12 protein-coding genes are annotated in these 15,080 nt (G+C 61.5%); 6 read left to right on the top strand and 6 right to left on the bottom strand.

Annotation, left to right across the window (positions count from 1 at the left end):
* Positions 1-50 precede the first annotated feature (50 nt).
* Both BM346_RS11810 and BM346_RS11805 read right to left on the bottom strand, forming a co-directional pair.
* On the bottom strand, positions 51-3,200 hold the full coding sequence (locus tag BM346_RS11810) for an efflux RND transporter permease subunit (protein ID WP_092012598.1): 3,150 nt from the start codon (positions 3,198-3,200) through the stop codon (positions 51-53).
* The gene (locus BM346_RS11805; RefSeq protein WP_227662808.1) at positions 3,200-4,219 is read right to left on the bottom strand and encodes an efflux RND transporter periplasmic adaptor subunit; all 1,020 of its coding nucleotides are present in this window, start codon (positions 4,217-4,219) and stop codon (positions 3,200-3,202) included. Before BM346_RS11805 ends, BM346_RS11810 begins: the two co-directional genes overlap by 1 nt.
* 388 nt (positions 4,220-4,607) lie before the next feature.
* Here BM346_RS11805 and BM346_RS11800 point away from each other — a divergent pair, with 388 nt between their 5' ends.
* A complete protein-coding gene (locus tag BM346_RS11800) occupies positions 4,608-5,714 on the top strand; it encodes a GGDEF domain-containing protein (RefSeq protein WP_092012592.1) in 1,107 nt (368 codons plus the stop codon).
* A gap of 327 nt (positions 5,715-6,041) precedes the next feature.
* Here BM346_RS11800 and yfbR read toward each other — a convergent pair whose 3' ends face one another.
* On the bottom strand, positions 6,042-6,641 hold the full coding sequence (yfbR, locus tag BM346_RS11795) for a 5'-deoxynucleotidase (protein ID WP_092012589.1): 600 nt from the start codon (positions 6,639-6,641) through the stop codon (positions 6,042-6,044).
* Positions 6,638-9,376 carry a DUF748 domain-containing protein gene (locus tag BM346_RS11790; RefSeq protein ID WP_092012586.1) on the bottom strand — a complete coding sequence of 913 codons (2,739 nt, stop codon included), beginning with the start codon at positions 9,374-9,376 and terminating at the stop codon, positions 6,638-6,640. The genes yfbR and BM346_RS11790 overlap by 4 nt, the downstream gene beginning before the upstream one ends.
* 93 nt (positions 9,377-9,469) lie before the next feature.
* On the opposite strand from BM346_RS11790, the gene pdxH reads away from it, so the two are divergent.
* From pdxH to BM346_RS11765, 5 genes are all read left to right on the top strand, one after another.
* A complete protein-coding gene (gene pdxH / locus BM346_RS11785; protein WP_092012583.1) occupies positions 9,470-10,105 on the top strand; it encodes a pyridoxamine 5'-phosphate oxidase in 636 nt (211 codons plus the stop codon).
* A complete protein-coding gene (locus BM346_RS11780; RefSeq protein WP_167812590.1) occupies positions 10,074-10,874 on the top strand; it encodes a 4'-phosphopantetheinyl transferase family protein in 801 nt (266 codons plus the stop codon). Before pdxH ends, BM346_RS11780 begins: the two co-directional genes overlap by 32 nt.
* Complete coding sequence (locus BM346_RS11775) at positions 10,871-11,488, top strand: DNA-3-methyladenine glycosylase I (protein ID WP_092012577.1); 618 nt, start codon at positions 10,871-10,873, stop codon at positions 11,486-11,488. The genes BM346_RS11780 and BM346_RS11775 overlap by 4 nt, the downstream gene beginning before the upstream one ends.
* A 69-nt stretch (positions 11,489-11,557) precedes the next feature.
* Positions 11,558-11,863 (top strand): DUF6482 family protein, encoded by a 306-nt coding sequence (locus tag BM346_RS11770; RefSeq protein ID WP_092012574.1) that lies wholly within the window; start codon positions 11,558-11,560, stop codon positions 11,861-11,863.
* Between the two features lie 5 nt (positions 11,864-11,868).
* Positions 11,869-12,306: a DUF3429 domain-containing protein gene (locus tag BM346_RS11765; protein WP_227662809.1), complete on the top strand. Its 438-nt coding sequence runs from the start codon at positions 11,869-11,871 to the stop codon at positions 12,304-12,306.
* A gap of 30 nt (positions 12,307-12,336) precedes the next feature.
* Here BM346_RS11765 and BM346_RS11760 read toward each other — a convergent pair whose 3' ends face one another.
* Complete coding sequence (locus tag BM346_RS11760; RefSeq protein ID WP_092013666.1) at positions 12,337-13,308, bottom strand: sigma-70 family RNA polymerase sigma factor; 972 nt, start codon at positions 13,306-13,308, stop codon at positions 12,337-12,339.
* Between the two features lie 292 nt (positions 13,309-13,600).
* Entirely contained in the window at positions 13,601-15,043 is a 1,443-nt protein-coding gene (locus BM346_RS11755) for an aspartate kinase (RefSeq protein ID WP_092012568.1), read from the bottom strand.
* Between the last annotated feature and the right edge of the window lie 37 nt (positions 15,044-15,080).

The raw sequence follows: 15,080 nt of genomic DNA, 5'->3' as shown, positions 1-15,080 counted from the left end.
GAAACGAACCCCCGGCTCCGCCTCACCTCCCAAGTCCGGCGGCAATAAAATCACCCTTCCTGGCGCCGAAACCTCAAGACAAACACGGTGAGAGCAGGCAAAAAGGTCACCGTCACCGTAGCGGCCCCCACCAGACCAAACAGCACAATAGCCCCAACGCCCCTGTACAGCTCAGTACCCTCCCCCGGCAGGAATACCAGGGGCGACAGGCCGCAAATAGTGGTCAGGGTGGTCATGGCAATGGGACGCAGCCGGGTCCGGACAGCCGTCACAACCGCCTCCACCGCGTCGACGCCCTTCGCCTTCAGGTTCTGACGGGCCTGCTCCACCACCAGGATCGGGTTGTTGACCACGGTGCCCATCAGGATCAGGAAACCAAGCATGGAAATCATGTCGAACGGCTGCCGTAGCGGTTGCAGGCCGATCATCGGCAGCAACCCGCCCACCACATTCATCAGCACCAGGCCGACGATACCGCCCGCCACCCCCAGGGGAATGGCGGTCATGATCAGCAGCGGGTAACCCCAGTGAGCGAAGATGGCCACCAGCAGCAGATAGACGATGGCCAGGGCAATGATGAAATTGCCGCTGAGCGCGTCCCGGGTGGCGTTGAGCTGGTCGCTGGCACCGGAGATATCCACACCCACACTGGTGGGTATCTGCCCCGTGTCCCGCAGATGCTGGAGTAGCTCTGATTTCACCCGCTGCACCCCGGTCTCCAGGGCGACATCGTCCGGCGGAATCACATTGAGGGTCACCGTCCGGCGCCCATCCACCCGGCGAACGATGCTGGTGTCGACGGTTTCCTCGATGGTGGCCAGGGTTGAAAGGGGCAGTGTGGTCCCGCTGGGAGCGCGAATCATCAGATCCGGCAGGCGGGAGAGTTCCGTGTCCCGACCCTCGCTGCCATAGACGTAGATATCGATCTTGTCGTCACCCAGGAAGAACTCATCCACAAAGGCGCCTTCGGTCAGGGCCGATACGGTGAAGCCGATGGCCTCGGTGCCGAGTCCGAGCTCGGCGGCCCGGTCCCAGTCGGGGCGCACCTCGATCAGCGGCTGGGCCAGGGTCAGGGTTGAGGGCTGACTCTGGATGCGGGGATCGTCGAAAATCTCCTGGGCCCGCCGGTAGGCGGCGTTGGCCGCGTTGTATATGGACACCAGGTCCGGCCCTGAGATATCCAGGTTGATACTGCGGGTGCCCCCATCGTTGCTGGAAATGATCGAGCCCTTGGCGGCAAAGGCCCGCATACCCGGGAACTGCCGGTAGAAGCGGGTGATCTCGTCCATCAGCGCTTCAATATGGGTCGGATCGAGGGTCTCCGAGATGATCCGGATGCCGGTCTGGGACACCTGCATGTTCAGGTAGGCGATCGGCGGCACCCGGGTTTCCCCGGCGGCGTAGGCCTCGCCATCGGCGTTGACGTGGGGCAGGAAGTGATCCTCCACCTGTCGGGCAATGGCACTCATTTCCTCCAGGTTGTAGCCCGGCGGTGCACTCATGGAGGCGAAGGTTTTCGCTTCCTCCCCCTCCGGAAGGTATTCCGCAGGAGGCGTCAGCACCAGGATGATCCAGGCACTGACGCCAATGGTGGCGACAATGACCACCAAACGGCGCAGGGGCCGCCGCACCAGCCAGGTCACCAGCGTCATGACCCCACTGAGCCAGCCACCAGAGACCACATTGCCCTGTTCGTCGGTGGCCTCCGAGCGCTTCCCGAAATCCAGGCGGGCGCTGAGCGTGGGAATCAGGGCGACCGCCACCAGCATGGAGGCGAAAATGGCAGAGGATATGGCAATGGCCACATCGGAATAGAGCTGTCCCGCTTCCTCCTCGATGAACAGGATGGGCAGGAATACCAGGATGGTGGTTGTGGTGGACGCCAATACCGCCGGCCAGACCTCCTGCACTCCCCTAACCGCCGAGTCGAACCGGTCCAGGCCCATGCGCCGGTGCCGCTCGATGTTCTCAAGCACCACTATGCTGTTGTCCACGGTCATGCCGATGGCGAAGGCAATACCGGCGAGGGAAATGACGTTGATGGTCCGCCCGGAGATCATCAGGCCGATAAAGGCCGCGATGGCGCACAGTGGAATGCCCATCACGCCGACGAAGGTGGCCTTGCCGGAGCGTAGGAACAGGAACATCACCAGGGTGGCAAACACCGCGCCGATACCCAGGTTGGTCCAGACATTGGCCACGGACGCCTCCACGTAACGGGCGTCGTCCGCGGTCAGTGACAGCTCCAGGCCGGCGGGTTCCAGCAGTTCCCGGTTGATGGCATCCACTTCCTCCAGCATCGCCTCCTTGGTGGCGATGACGTTGGAGCCCAGTTCCCGTCGCACCTGCAGGCCGATGGTCAGCTTGCCATTGATCAGGGAGCGCTCGGTGACCCGGGACTGACCCTGGCGAACCGTGGCCACATCCCCCAGGCGAATGACACTGTCACCCCGGCGCACCACCACCATGGCCTCCAGGGATTCCACACTGTCAAAGCGGCCTACCGTACGGAGCAGATAACGACGCTTGCCCGCCTCGATCTGTCCGCCGGAAACGTCCTGGTTACGGGCAACCATGGCGTCGCGCACATCCACCAGGGTCAGACCGCGCTGGGCCAGCCGGGATTCATTCACCAATACCTGCATCTGACGTCGGGCACCGCCGCCGACGGTGACTTCCGATACCCCGGGGACGCTTTCCATACGGGGCCGAACCCGGTCCTCCACGAAATCCCGCATCAACTGGATGTCCAGCTCCCGGGGATTGTCAGGAAGAGTGGCAATCCGGAAATACATGAAGGCGTTGGAGGAGAAGGAGGTAGCCACGATGCGCGGTTCATCCACATTGCGCGGATAGTCCGGTACCTGGCTGAGGGCATTGTTCACCTGGATCAGGGTTTCGGTGATGTCGACACCGAAGGGAAATTCCAGCTCGATCTCCGCGCTGCCGGAAGAAGCCGTGGCCGTCATCCGGCCGAGGTTGGGCACATTGCGCAGGAAACGCTCCTGCTCGATCAGGATTTCTTTCTCGATATCCTGGGGTGTGGCGCCGGGCCACTGGGTTTCCACCGTGATCGTGCGGACCTCCAGGTCGGGGATCATCTGCACCGGTATCCGAAGGGCCGCGGCAGCGCCGAGGATGGCAATGATGAGCGTGACCACCATGACCAGGGTGCCGTGGCGGATAACGGCTGCGAACATCAGCGGGCCTCCCGCTCGGAAATCTTCACCGTCATGCCTTCGTTGAGAGCCTCATTGCCCCGGGAGACCACCCGGTCGCCCGCCGAAACCCCTTCCAGGATTTCCACCCATTGATCAAAACCGCCTCCGGTTTTTACCCTGTGCTCGGAAACGGTATAGAGCCCCTGGCCCTCCGCCGGTTTTGCCACCCAGACAGTGACCCGGCCTTCCGGATAGCGGTTGATGGCGTCCCTCGGCACAGTAAGACCCCGCTCACCGGTGCTGACCCGCAACAGGGCGACAACGGACATGCCCGGCATGAGCTCCACTTTCTCCGGTGCTGTCGCCCTCAACAGGAATGTGCGCGAGACGGGGTCGGTAACGGGGACGACGGTGTTTATTGCCAGGGGGACGGGCTCGCTTCCGCCGGGCCCGGAGACCAGTAGCAGCTCACTGTCGCCGGAAAGGGCGTAATAGAATTCCTGTGCCACGGAGAAGTCCAGGCGCAGATTGCTCTGGTCCACCAGGGTCAAAAGCTCGTCTCCCGGCGTCACCCACTCACCCAGATCCCGGCTGCGGGCGCTCACCACACCTGAGAAGGGCGCGGTAACCCGATGTTTCTCCAGGGCGGTACGAAAGCGCCTGACATCTGCCTGGGTCCGCGCCAGAGCCGCCTCGGCGGACTCCACAGCGGAGGCCCGGGAGCGGATCTCGGTGGCAGCTATGTTCCTGCCAGCTCCCACGGACTGTGCTTCCGAAAGCCGGCGCCGGGCATCGTCCAGGTTGGCTTCCGCTTCCTGCCGCCGGGCCCGGGCGCTGGCCAGCTCGTGCTCGGCCCGCTCATCGTCCAGGGCGATCACAAGATCTCCCGGTGACACGGTGTCGCCAATCTCTACGGCGACCTTCTCCACAAGTCCCGCCACTGCAGCCGACAAGCGGGACGCGCGCAAGGCGTTGACCGTGCCATTGAGCCTCGTCTCCTCGAGCACCAGGCGTTCCTCCACGGGCGCCAACTGGACGCCAGGATGTTCCTGGGCCATGGCAACCGCTGAAACAAGAGAAAGCACCAGGAGCCCGAGCGCCCGGCAAACGGGGGTTCTTGTGCCTTCGTTATACATCAATAGTTTTACCTCAGTTCCGTTTCATTGCTCTGGTCGATGGACATAGGATCCTGTTCCCATGACAACAGGGCCCTACGGGTGTTACGGGTGTTTTCAGCCACCAGACCTGTCTGGGTCTGCCACGCTCAGACGGACTCCTGATACTTGCCGCTCCGCGGGCTTTCCATCTTTCCCCAAATTAATGGGTCTGCAGGGTTTGAGGCGGTATTTGTAATGGGACGACCTCGTCTTTGACAGAAATCGTGATAATCTTGGCGCACTTTAAAACAATCGTATAAAAATCGTTCGAGCCAGGGTCAGTGAGGACATGTCGGCAGAAACCATTGAACAAAGGATTCAGCGGGCCCAATCCCTTCGTCTGAAGCGGATGCTGTGGGGGTTCGCCAATCATGGTTGTACCGGATTGGCGGTTGCCGGACTCTACCTTGGCGGTTTTCTTCCCCTGGCGCCGGTCCTGGTGTTTTTTGCCAGCAGCGTCCTTATCAGCACCCTCATGGTGCTTATTCTTCAGTTTGGCATCAATCTGCGGTTTCGTGATCCCAGCATGACCATGGCCCAGATTACCCTCCCCGTAATTCCCTCGCTTTACGTGATGTATTTTGTGGCGCTGCCTCAGGGCCGCATCCTGTTCCTGCTACTGGCTACGGGTGGCCTGCTGTTCGGTGCACTGGCGCTGAATCGTCGCCAGATGTTCACCATTGCCTGGCTGTTCTGGCTGGGGTACCTGGTGCTGGTGCTCATTCTTACCTGGCAGGCCCCGGACCGGGTCTACTGGCCGCTGGAGGCCGTAACCCTGTTCGCCTACGCCTCGGTGCTGTCGATTCTTGCCTACCTGGGCAGTTTCATATCCCAGCTGCGGTCCGAGCTGAGCATGCGCAACCGGGAGCTGAAGCATGCCAATCTTGAGCTGGTGGAGCTGGCGACCCGCGACCCACTCACCAGCCTTCCCAACCGACGCACTGTGATGGAACAGTTCGAGAAGGAAGTGGCCCGCAGTGATCGCCAGACGGAAGGGACCAAAGCCCTGGGCATCAGCGTGCTGGATATCGACCATTTCAAGAAAATCAACGACACTTTCGGTCACCAGGCCGGTGACGAAATCCTGCGCAAGGTCAGTCGCACCATTGAGGCCACCATCCGCAGGGGCGATTATGTTGGACGTATCGGCGGTGAGGAATTCCTGCTGATCTTTCCCGATACCGCTCCCGACCATGCCATTCCCGCCGCCGAGCGCATTCGCCGCGCCGTGTCGGCATTGCGTTTCGATGAGCTGCCCGAAAGCTACCGGGTGACCGTATCCCAGGGTGTGGCCATCCATCAGCCCGGCGAAACCGTCGAAAATAACTTCAAGCGAGCGGATGAGGCCCTCTACCAGGCCAAGAACAGTGGCCGCAACCAGGTGGTGATGGGCTAGTGTCTCGGCCGGTTAATTCGCTGACCTACTGAGCCCCTGAAAGCCTTGAGAGCAAGGCGTGGTGTCGAAGGTTTGGTGGTTTCAAATCGAGGCGCCGCAACACAGCTCTCAAGGCTTTCAGGGGCTCCCGGAGGGCTTGCCGCTGGCGACTCTGGACCTGTGTTGTCAGCCCTTGATGTGGAACCACCACACCTGCGGACTGACGCCTTGGCCAGAGTCGCCAGCGGCAAGCAATAGGTCAGCGAATTAACCGGTCGGGACACTAGCGTCCCGCCAGACCCCAGGTGCCCGCCAGGAAAGGAAGGGGGCCGAGGCCGAGCGCGGAATTCAGTCACCGAGCAGATGATCCAGGGGACGGCTGTAACTCGGAGCGAATACCTCCAGGAAGAAGATCACCTCCGGCAGATTCTCATCCCGCAGACGCTGGCGGATCTGCTGGGCCGCCGGTTCGAATTCCCGATTGCCGGCCTGAATTTCCGCCTCACACTTGAGCAGGGCCGACAGGCGGTCGGCAGCCTTCACCAGCTCCCTGACCTCCCCGGTCCAGAGCGATTCCTGTATGTAAGGTGCGAAATCCTGCTGCAGATCCGCTGGCAGCAGCGCCAGCAATTCGTCCGCTGCCTTGTGTTCAATGTCGCTGAACGCTTCCCGCATCACCGCCGAATGATATTTCACGGGAGTGGGCATATCCCCTGTGATGACCTCGGTAGCGTCGTGGTAGAGGGCCGAGGTGGCTACCGCCTCCGGGTTGACGGTACCTCCGAAATGACGATTTCGGATCACGGCCAGGGCATGGGCCAGGGTCGCCACCTCCCAGGAGTGGGTGGCGACATTTTCCTCGATGGCATTGCGCATGAGACCCCAGCGGCGAATCCACCTCAGGCGTCCGATATAGGCAAAGAAGTGACTGAAGACGGGCGGTTTCATCGTGCCTCCAGTTCGAACTCTATGGTCACTTTCCCGGCCGACTCTTCTCCGGGAACCACCTGTGGATCCCGGAGGAAAATCTGATCGCCGGGCACATCGTACTCGTCCATCAGCAGACGCCGGAGGGTTTTGCCCCGTTGCGAGGCGAGGCTCGCGAGGGCTCTGTCCGGCAGCGACTCCTCATCCTGAAGGGTGGCTTTCAGTTCCGGCAGGTCGATGGATTCCACCGCGATGCCACGGATGGAAAGTATCAGCCGTTCACGGGATTTCAACGCCTTCGCCAGGGTTTCCATCTTGGTGTATTCGCCCAGTTCCATGGTCGTCTCCCCCGGCAGGAAGGCCACGCCACCGAGCTCCTCCGGCGAGAATCCGGCGAGATCCACCGCAGCCCCCAGGAGGGTGAAGGGCGACGTCGCAGCCTTCACCACCAGACTGCGGAACGTGCGCATGATCACTGGTCCCAGCTCGAATTGCGGGTCGGCCAGGTTGCCGCTGACCGGGATATCAAGCCGGATGCGGCCGTCGTCGTCGCGCAGCAGGGCCAGGCCAAGGCGGACCGGGGCATTACCTGCCGGCCCGCTACCAACCTGCTCACCCAGTTCCAGCCGGTCAAGCCGGACCGTGTTGGTTCCCTCAATGACCGTGCCCTCCAGGCGATAGGTGGCATCCACAGCGAGGCGTCCACCGTCGACACGGTAACCCAGGTACCGGACGAAATAGGGATTGACCACCGGCATCGACAGATCCGCCAGCTTCAGATCCAGCTCTGCGGGTTCATCGGTGCCCAGGGTGGCAATGGTTCCGTTCGCCTGAAGAGTCGCGTTATCACTCACTCGGCCATTGAGGGTAAACCGCCCTTCCTGGGGGGTCACATTGCTGAGCCCGGATACGACAGCCTGCAGATTGTGTACGCGGGTGGTAAAGGTGGGGCTCAGGGTCTGGTCGGTATAATGAAGTTCCGCGCTCTCCAACTCCAGCTGACGCAGTCGGAAGATCATTTCGGGCCTATCCTCAGCCGTGTCCGGCGCTGTTCCGGAGCCATCCGACCGGCTTTCGCCGGAGCGCATAACCTGGCCCAGGTTATGGCCCGCGTCGCGGCGGTTGACAATATTCAGCTCTGGCTCGGAAATCACCACCGTGCCCAGCTCCAGGCGGGCAGGGGCGAAATTGTACTCGATGGGATCCAGCCGCAGTTCCCGCCAGCTCACCAGCGGCTCTTCGCTATTCTGCAGGCGGGCGTTGAACTGGCTGATGCTGCCACGCCCGCTGAAGGTGCCCGTCAGGGGGTCGTCCTGGACATCGATATCGACGTTGCCAGACAGACTTACAATGCCCTCCTGCACGTCGAGGCGACTGATTTCCTGCAGGTAACCGTTAAAGGGGGGCAGCACCACCTGGTCAAGGTTGACGCCCCCCTCGAACGTCAGAGGCGACAGCGTGAACTGGCCATTGGCAGAGAAGGCACCGCCCCTGGCGAGGGTGGCAGTCAGCTGGTAGGTGACCGGCTCCTCAAGACGTTCGGTCATGGCTCCGAGGGTCAGGTTAACGTCCCGGAAACTTGCGGTAACCGGCGTGTCGGGACGATTATCCCGCCAGTCGATCACACTGTCCCCGAGATTCACGGTGCCAACGGACCACCTCAGGCCATAGTCGTCGGGGTTCGGGGTCGACGGGGACGATTTGCTTCCGGCGCCCGGCTGAAAGGGCGCCGTGAGATTAAACGCCCCCTCCGCATCCACCGTCGCCATCAGCTCGAGCTGTGCGCCGTTCACCACCGAAATCACCAGCTCCGGGCCGTCAAGGTTGAAGGCAACGGCCTCCAGGTCGAGGGTTCCGGCGCGAGCGAGGACCGTGCTGCTGTCCCCCCTCGTGGCGAGCTCGACATCCTCGGCCGACACCTGGCCTTCACGGGTCGCCAGGGCCACACCCTGGTCATCATAGGCAAACTGAAAAGCGGTGGTGGCGGACAGGCGACCAGCGCCAATGCGGTAGGGGAACCATGGTTCAACCAGAGCCCGGAGCGTGTCGCCGCTCACATTGCTGAGGGACATCCGGCCATTGGACCAGACCGGAGCCAGGCCCAGGGTGCCTTCCCACTCGATCACCTGATCCCCCATGACCGCGCGCAGCGAGTAATCGCCCGGGTCTTCCTGCGCCCAGGTGGCGACGTCATTCAGGGTCAGGCCCAGGGGTTCAATCCGGAACTCCCTGGGCTCATCCTGCTCGCCGGTTTCGCTAAAGTCCCGTACCAGGACCCTTCCATTGTTGACAGTGGTCTCCCCCAGGAACACGCTGTACCCGGTTTCTTCGGGCGTGCCGTTCTCCCTGGACGCGCTGTGGCTACGCCAGTCTTCCAGAACATTCACCTGACCATCAGCCCTCAGGTCCAGTCGAAGGTAAGGATCGTCGAGGGTCAGTTGCTGGAGATGGAGCGTCCCTTTCACAAGCTGGAACAGGCCAAGGTTCAGATCGGCCTGACGCACCGACATCACCGTAAGTCCGCCGTCATCGGTGGCTTCCAGCCGGTCGATCCCGACACTGAAGGAAAAAGGGTTGAAGGTGATCTCACGGGCCTTGGCGGACCAGCCCAGGTGACGTTCCAGCCGATCGGGAATGGCGGAGTTGAGGTAGAGCGGCACCAGGCCGAAGCCAATCACACAATAAACCAGCGCCAGAACCAGCAGCCAGAACCACCATCGGCGGTAGGCGGGTTTACGACGGGCGGTCTTGGTCACTGCAGTGGCTCCTTTGCGGTTCTAAATCGCGCTTGATCCTGAAAGAATATAGAACCGTAGATTCGAACCCAACCTTTATATCAGGAAACTCCGATGGATATAGGTGATATGCGCCGCGATTTCGAGAGCGAAGGCCTTGATCGCGAGCAGCTGGACAACGACCCGGTCCAACAGTTCGAGAAATGGTTCGAGGACGCACGGGAAGCTGGCATTCTCGAACCCAATGCCATGTCCCTGGCCACCGCAGGTTCGGACCTGCAGCCGGACCTGCGCACGGTACTGCTGAAATATTTCGACCACCAGGGCTTCGTATTCTATACCAATTATGGCAGTCGCAAGGCCAAGGAGCTGGAGGAAAATCCACGGGCCGCGCTGTTGTTTCCCTGGCTGGGCCTCAATCGGCAGGTGATTATCCAGGGCACCGTCGCCCAGGTGAGCAAGACCGAGTCCATGCGTTACTTTGCCAGCCGACCCAGGGGCAGTCAGCTGGGGGCCTGGGTCTCCGAACAGAGCAAAGCGATCAGCTCCCGCGGCCTTCTCGAGCAGAAAGTGGCCGAGATCAAGCGAAAATTCGGCGATGGTGAGGTACCCTTGCCGTCGTTCTGGGGTGGCTACCGGGTCATTCCGGAACGGATCGAATTCTGGCAGGGGCGCCCCAGCCGCCTGCATGACCGTTTTGAATACCTCAGGAGCCATGATGGCTGGAACATCCAACGACTCCAACCCTGAACGCGCCCGGGTCTCCGTCTGGCTGGGCCGGCAGCCGCTGGAACCCTACGATTTCCCGGACTGGCTGGGTCCCTATGAGCAGGAGGTGGCCTCGGGGATGGCCACCGGCCGGCTGATGGAATTCGTCCACAGCCGCTGGCTGGTCCGGCAGGCCCTGCACGGGGTCAGCGGTCGGCCACCGCACCTGTGCCGGCCGGTCCATGGCCGGCCGGTGGCCTCCGCCGAGCCAGCCGGTTGGCACCTCTCCCTCAGCCACAGTCACGGCATGTCCGCCTGCGCGGTATCCTCCCGCCCTGGCCTGGGCGTCGACATCGAGCCGCTCTACCGGGAGACCAACTGGCGCCGCATCGTCCGGCGCTGGTTCACCGAGGAGGAACAGGACTGGCTGCTCACCCGGGGCAGCCATGAAGCCTTTCTCAAGGTATGGACCCTCAAGGAGGCCTGGCTCAAGGCCACCGGACGGGGGATCGCCAACAACCTGCGAAGCCTGAGGGTAAGCGCCAACCTGGAGCTCATTGGCGACCGGCCTGACGAGAACTGGCATGCTGCCCTCACCGAGGCCGAGGGCTACATGATCGCCGCGGTCTGGCAGGACGAGTCCGGCGATGCGGCGCCATCCCTGCACCGGGTACGGGGCAGTGACGAAGCCCATCTGAATCCGGCGGAGCTGGAGTCGCTGTCAGAGCAGCCCTGGGTGATCTGCCCCTTACGCCAGTACCCCCAGCCCCGGGAATCCGGAGCGGACAGCAATCGCCGGAGAGAGGCATGAACCAGCCCCTTCCCGAGGAGCGCTGCCCCTGGTGTGGCACCGATCCGCTCTACGTGGCCTATCATGACGAAGTCTGGGGGCGACCGGAAACCCGGGAGGAGGCCCTGTTTGAAAAGCTCTGCCTGGATGGTCAGCAGGCCGGCCTGAGCTGGATCACCATCCTTCGCAAACAGGAAAGCTACCGTCAGGCCTACGACGGCTTCGACGCTGAAAAAATTGCCCGGTACGACGACAGAAAGATTGCGGAATTACTGGAAAATCCGGGAATCATCCGCAATCGCCTGAAAGTGGAGTCGATCATCCGGAATGCCAGGGGATTCCTGGACTTTCGTGAGCGGGGCGAATCCTTCAGCGAATTCCTGTGGTCGTTCGTGGATTACCGGCCGGTACAGAATCAGTGGCAGAGCTTCCATGAGGTTCCGGTAACCACCCCCGAATCTGAAGCGATGTCCAAGGCCCTGAAAAAGCATGGCTTCAATTTCGTCGGCCCGACCATTGTCTATGCTTTCATGCAGGCCACGGGCATGGTCAACGACCACCTGGTGCAGTGTCCCTCTCACGGACCCTGCCGTGAACTGGGCTCCAGGGATCAATTTTTCTTACCACCCCGATGATCTTACCCCTTCTGGCGGGCGTAAATGCCCTTGTACTCATTGCCACGTTCATCAGTCGGGGAATTTCCTGTGCGCATTACACTTGCCGAGCTTCACGAGGCTGACATCGCGCCTGTTACGCTGCTGGAAATCCTGTCCATCGAGGGGCAGGGCTACCTGGCCAGGCTTCATATTCAAGGAGAGCCTCTCATCCTGTCCGATGAGAATGGCCAGAGCAGACTGTTCCGAAGCGCCCATGAGGCCCAGAACGAACTGAGTGACCTGGATATCGGGAAAACGGAGCTGGTTCATCCATCCGCCTATGATGAAATGATCGGGCTCGACCCGGATGACAGGGAACCCTTGAGGATCAGGCTTGAGGGGCGAAAACAGTGATATCGGTGGAAAGACTGGCCATCTTTGTGGGCCTGGCCGGACTGCTGCCCTTCCTGGCCGGCGCCATTGGCCTGTTTGTCATGCCCGACCACGCCGATTGGCTGGTCCGCTGGTTCTACATCTACAGTGCCGGCATCCTGGCCTTCATGTCGGGGATCTACTGGCCGGTGGCCATGCAGCTGGAGAATCGCTGCTACCCCCTGTCACCCATTGTCACCCTGGCCATCAGCCAGGTGCTCTTCCTGGTGGGAGGACTTGCGCTGCTGCTTCCCCTTGAGTGGCGCACTCTGGTCTATCCCGTTGCTTACCTCGCCCTGTGCCTGATCGATGTACGCTGGCTCTATAATTACTGGCCCCGGTGGTATCGGCGGCTCCGTATGACCCTGACGCTGATTGTTGTGCTTTGCCAGACGGTGGTGATGGGCTGGCTCTATCTCCGCTGACCAGCCCCTTTGTCGTTCCCGAATGACTCCTCAGGAGAAAAGAATGTTATCTGCGTCCGGCCGGTCCTGCGTCAGCTGGCGCAGTTTTTTTATGGCACCTTTTTCGATCTGACGTATACGCTCGCGACTGATGCCCAGGTCCTCGGAGATGACCTGAAGGGTTTCTTCCTCCCGCCTGTTGAGCCCGAACCGCCGTTTGAGCACGTCCTGCTCGCGGGCACTGAGGTGAGCCAGCAGTCCCTTGAGAACCTGTCCGTGATCACTGCCCTGGGCAACTTTCACCGGGTTCCACTGATCGTCCTCCAGGGTGTCGCCGAGTGAGGCGGAGGTGTCGTCACCAATGGGCAGCGCCGTGGACAGCTCGGTCTGGGCGAATCCGCGGATCTCACTGATGCGCGACGGCTCTACCTCCAGCTCCCGGGCCAGCTCACTCTGTCTCGGCTGGCGGGCAAGCTGGTGGTGCAGCTTCATGGTTGCGGCCTGCAGGCGGCGGATCTCGTCGATGATGTGGTCCGGAGTATGCACCACCCGTTGTCCACGCTTGAGGCTGCGCCGAACCTCTTCGGTGATCCACCAGTAGGCATAGGTGGAAAAGCGGAAGCCCCGGGCCGGATCAAAACGGTCCACCGCCTTGATCAGACCCACGTTGGCATCCTGGATAAGGTCTGTCATGTCCATACCGCCCTGTTGGCTGTGGCGTCTTGCAATGTGTACGGCCAGACGCAGGTTGCTGCGGATCAGCAGCTCCCTGTTGCCTTCGATCAGGGCACGGGCGCGGCGCAAGCGCATCGACACGGAAGCCTCGTCATAGCATTCCCTCGCCTCCCGTATCGTCGTTGGGGTCGGCAGGCCTGATGACTCTGACAGCACTCTGAAACAACGCATCAGCTGTCGCGAAAGCCGTTTCTCACGGGCATCCGTCAACAGGTCGTGTTCTGAGACGTCCCTGAAATAGCGGGACACCAGGGTTTCGGGCTGATCGATCATGGTTTCGTTGGCCATAGGCACTCTGATTATTACCAGTGAATGCTTGTGCCCGGCGGTGCCGGGCCGTGCGTACATCTGTTTTTACGCACCGGCAGGCCCCACAGATTGCCCGGGTTGATGGGGCAAAGGAACGTTATCGGAGGTTTCGGAAAGGCGGGAAATACAGGGGTGGGAAGGGATCGGCCAGCACCCGGTGCAGTCGCACCGGATGCCGCCGATCAGGAGGCAAGACAACCTCCGTTACCGTCGGGTGAAGCGACCGGTTTCACCCGAAGGTAACCCGTTTACCTGAACGGGACTCTGCCCGTCAGGCCGCCACGATGGCGTATTCGTGGTTGTGGGGCTCGATCAGCACGGCATGAAGGGCCACGATGGCCTTCTCGTAGTCATCCTCGTCCACCACAAACTGGATGTCCACCTGGCGCATGCACTGGTGGATGGCCAGCACGCTGATGTCCTCGTCCGCCAGGGCCTTGACGGAACGGGCCAGGATGCCGGGCACCTTCAGGTCACTGCCAACCGCTGACACCAGGGCCACCTTGCGGGTATTGACCTCAGCGTTCGGGAACTCTTCCTGCAGCGCCTTCACCACCCGTTTGACATGCTTGAGAGTGCTGTTGACGTAGTGGGTAATGGTATTGGCATTGGTGTCCTTCGACACGAAGCGGACCTTGAACCGGGTCAGGATATCGAGGATACGGCGGTCGGAACCGGGCTCTCCCTGCATATCCTGGTCGAACACCTCGATGGCGAAGATGCCCTTTGCACCGGCAATGATTTCCACCCGGGCCTTCTCGCTGACGTAGTCGCCGGTGATCAGGGTACCGGTGTGCTCCGGTTCGAAGGTGTTCATCACCCGCAGCGGAATCTCATTCTGGCGCAGCCCCTTACCCGCACGGGGGTGGATCGCCTCCATCCCCAGGTTGGCCAGCTGGTCCGCGACGTCATAGTTGGTGCGACCCAGGGGTACCACCTTGTCCGCGCCGACAATGTTCGGGTCGGCGGAGCTCAGGTGATATTCCTTGTGGATCACCGCTTCACGGGCGTTGGTGATCACCGCCACCCGGCTGAATGTCATCTCGCTGTAACCCCGGTCGAAGGTCCGCATCAGACCTTCCTTGCACTGGGCATAACCGGTAACGATAGGCAGCTCGCGACTCAGGTCAACGGCATCGAAGGCCTGCTTGAGCTTCTCGTCCAGGGGCAGCAGTTCGTTGTCCCGCCAACCCGTGAGATCGACGAAACGGGCGTTGATGCCCTCCTGCTGGAGCTTCAGGGCGGTGTTGAAGGCACTGTGTGCCTCACCGATGCCCGCCAGCATCTCCCGCACGGTGAGCAGGTGCTCCTCCAGCTGGAACTGGCCGTAGGAGCAGAGGCGCTGGAGGTCGATCAGGCAGCCGCGGACCCCTTCGACACGGTCGGTGATGAACTGGTCGGCCTGCTGCTTGAGCATCGGGTCGCGGAAGAGTTCGCCGTTCAGGTCGGTCAGGAACTTCACGAGCTTGGTAAGATCATCACCCCAGGCCCAGTCGGACTCGGCGTCGGCGAACAGGGCATAGACACCCGGCTCGCCGGTCTTCTTGTGCTCGAGAAGCTCGTTGGTGACACCGCCGTAGGCGGAGACCACGAAGATACGCTGGTAGAGTTCACTCTTTTTGCGACCGCCGATGATGATATTGTCTCGAACGGCCTCGTAGTTGCTCATGGAGGTGCCGCCGATCTTCTCGACAGTATGTTGTTGGCTAGTCATGGTGTTTCCGTCGCTATCCTGCAGAATGAATGGCCAG

This window comes from Marinobacter daqiaonensis (assembly GCF_900115285.1).
GTDB lineage: Bacteria > Pseudomonadota > Gammaproteobacteria > Pseudomonadales > Oleiphilaceae > Marinobacter > Marinobacter daqiaonensis.
The sequence above is the reverse complement of the archived record's forward strand: the minus strand, read 5'-3'. Positions and strand labels throughout refer to the sequence as shown.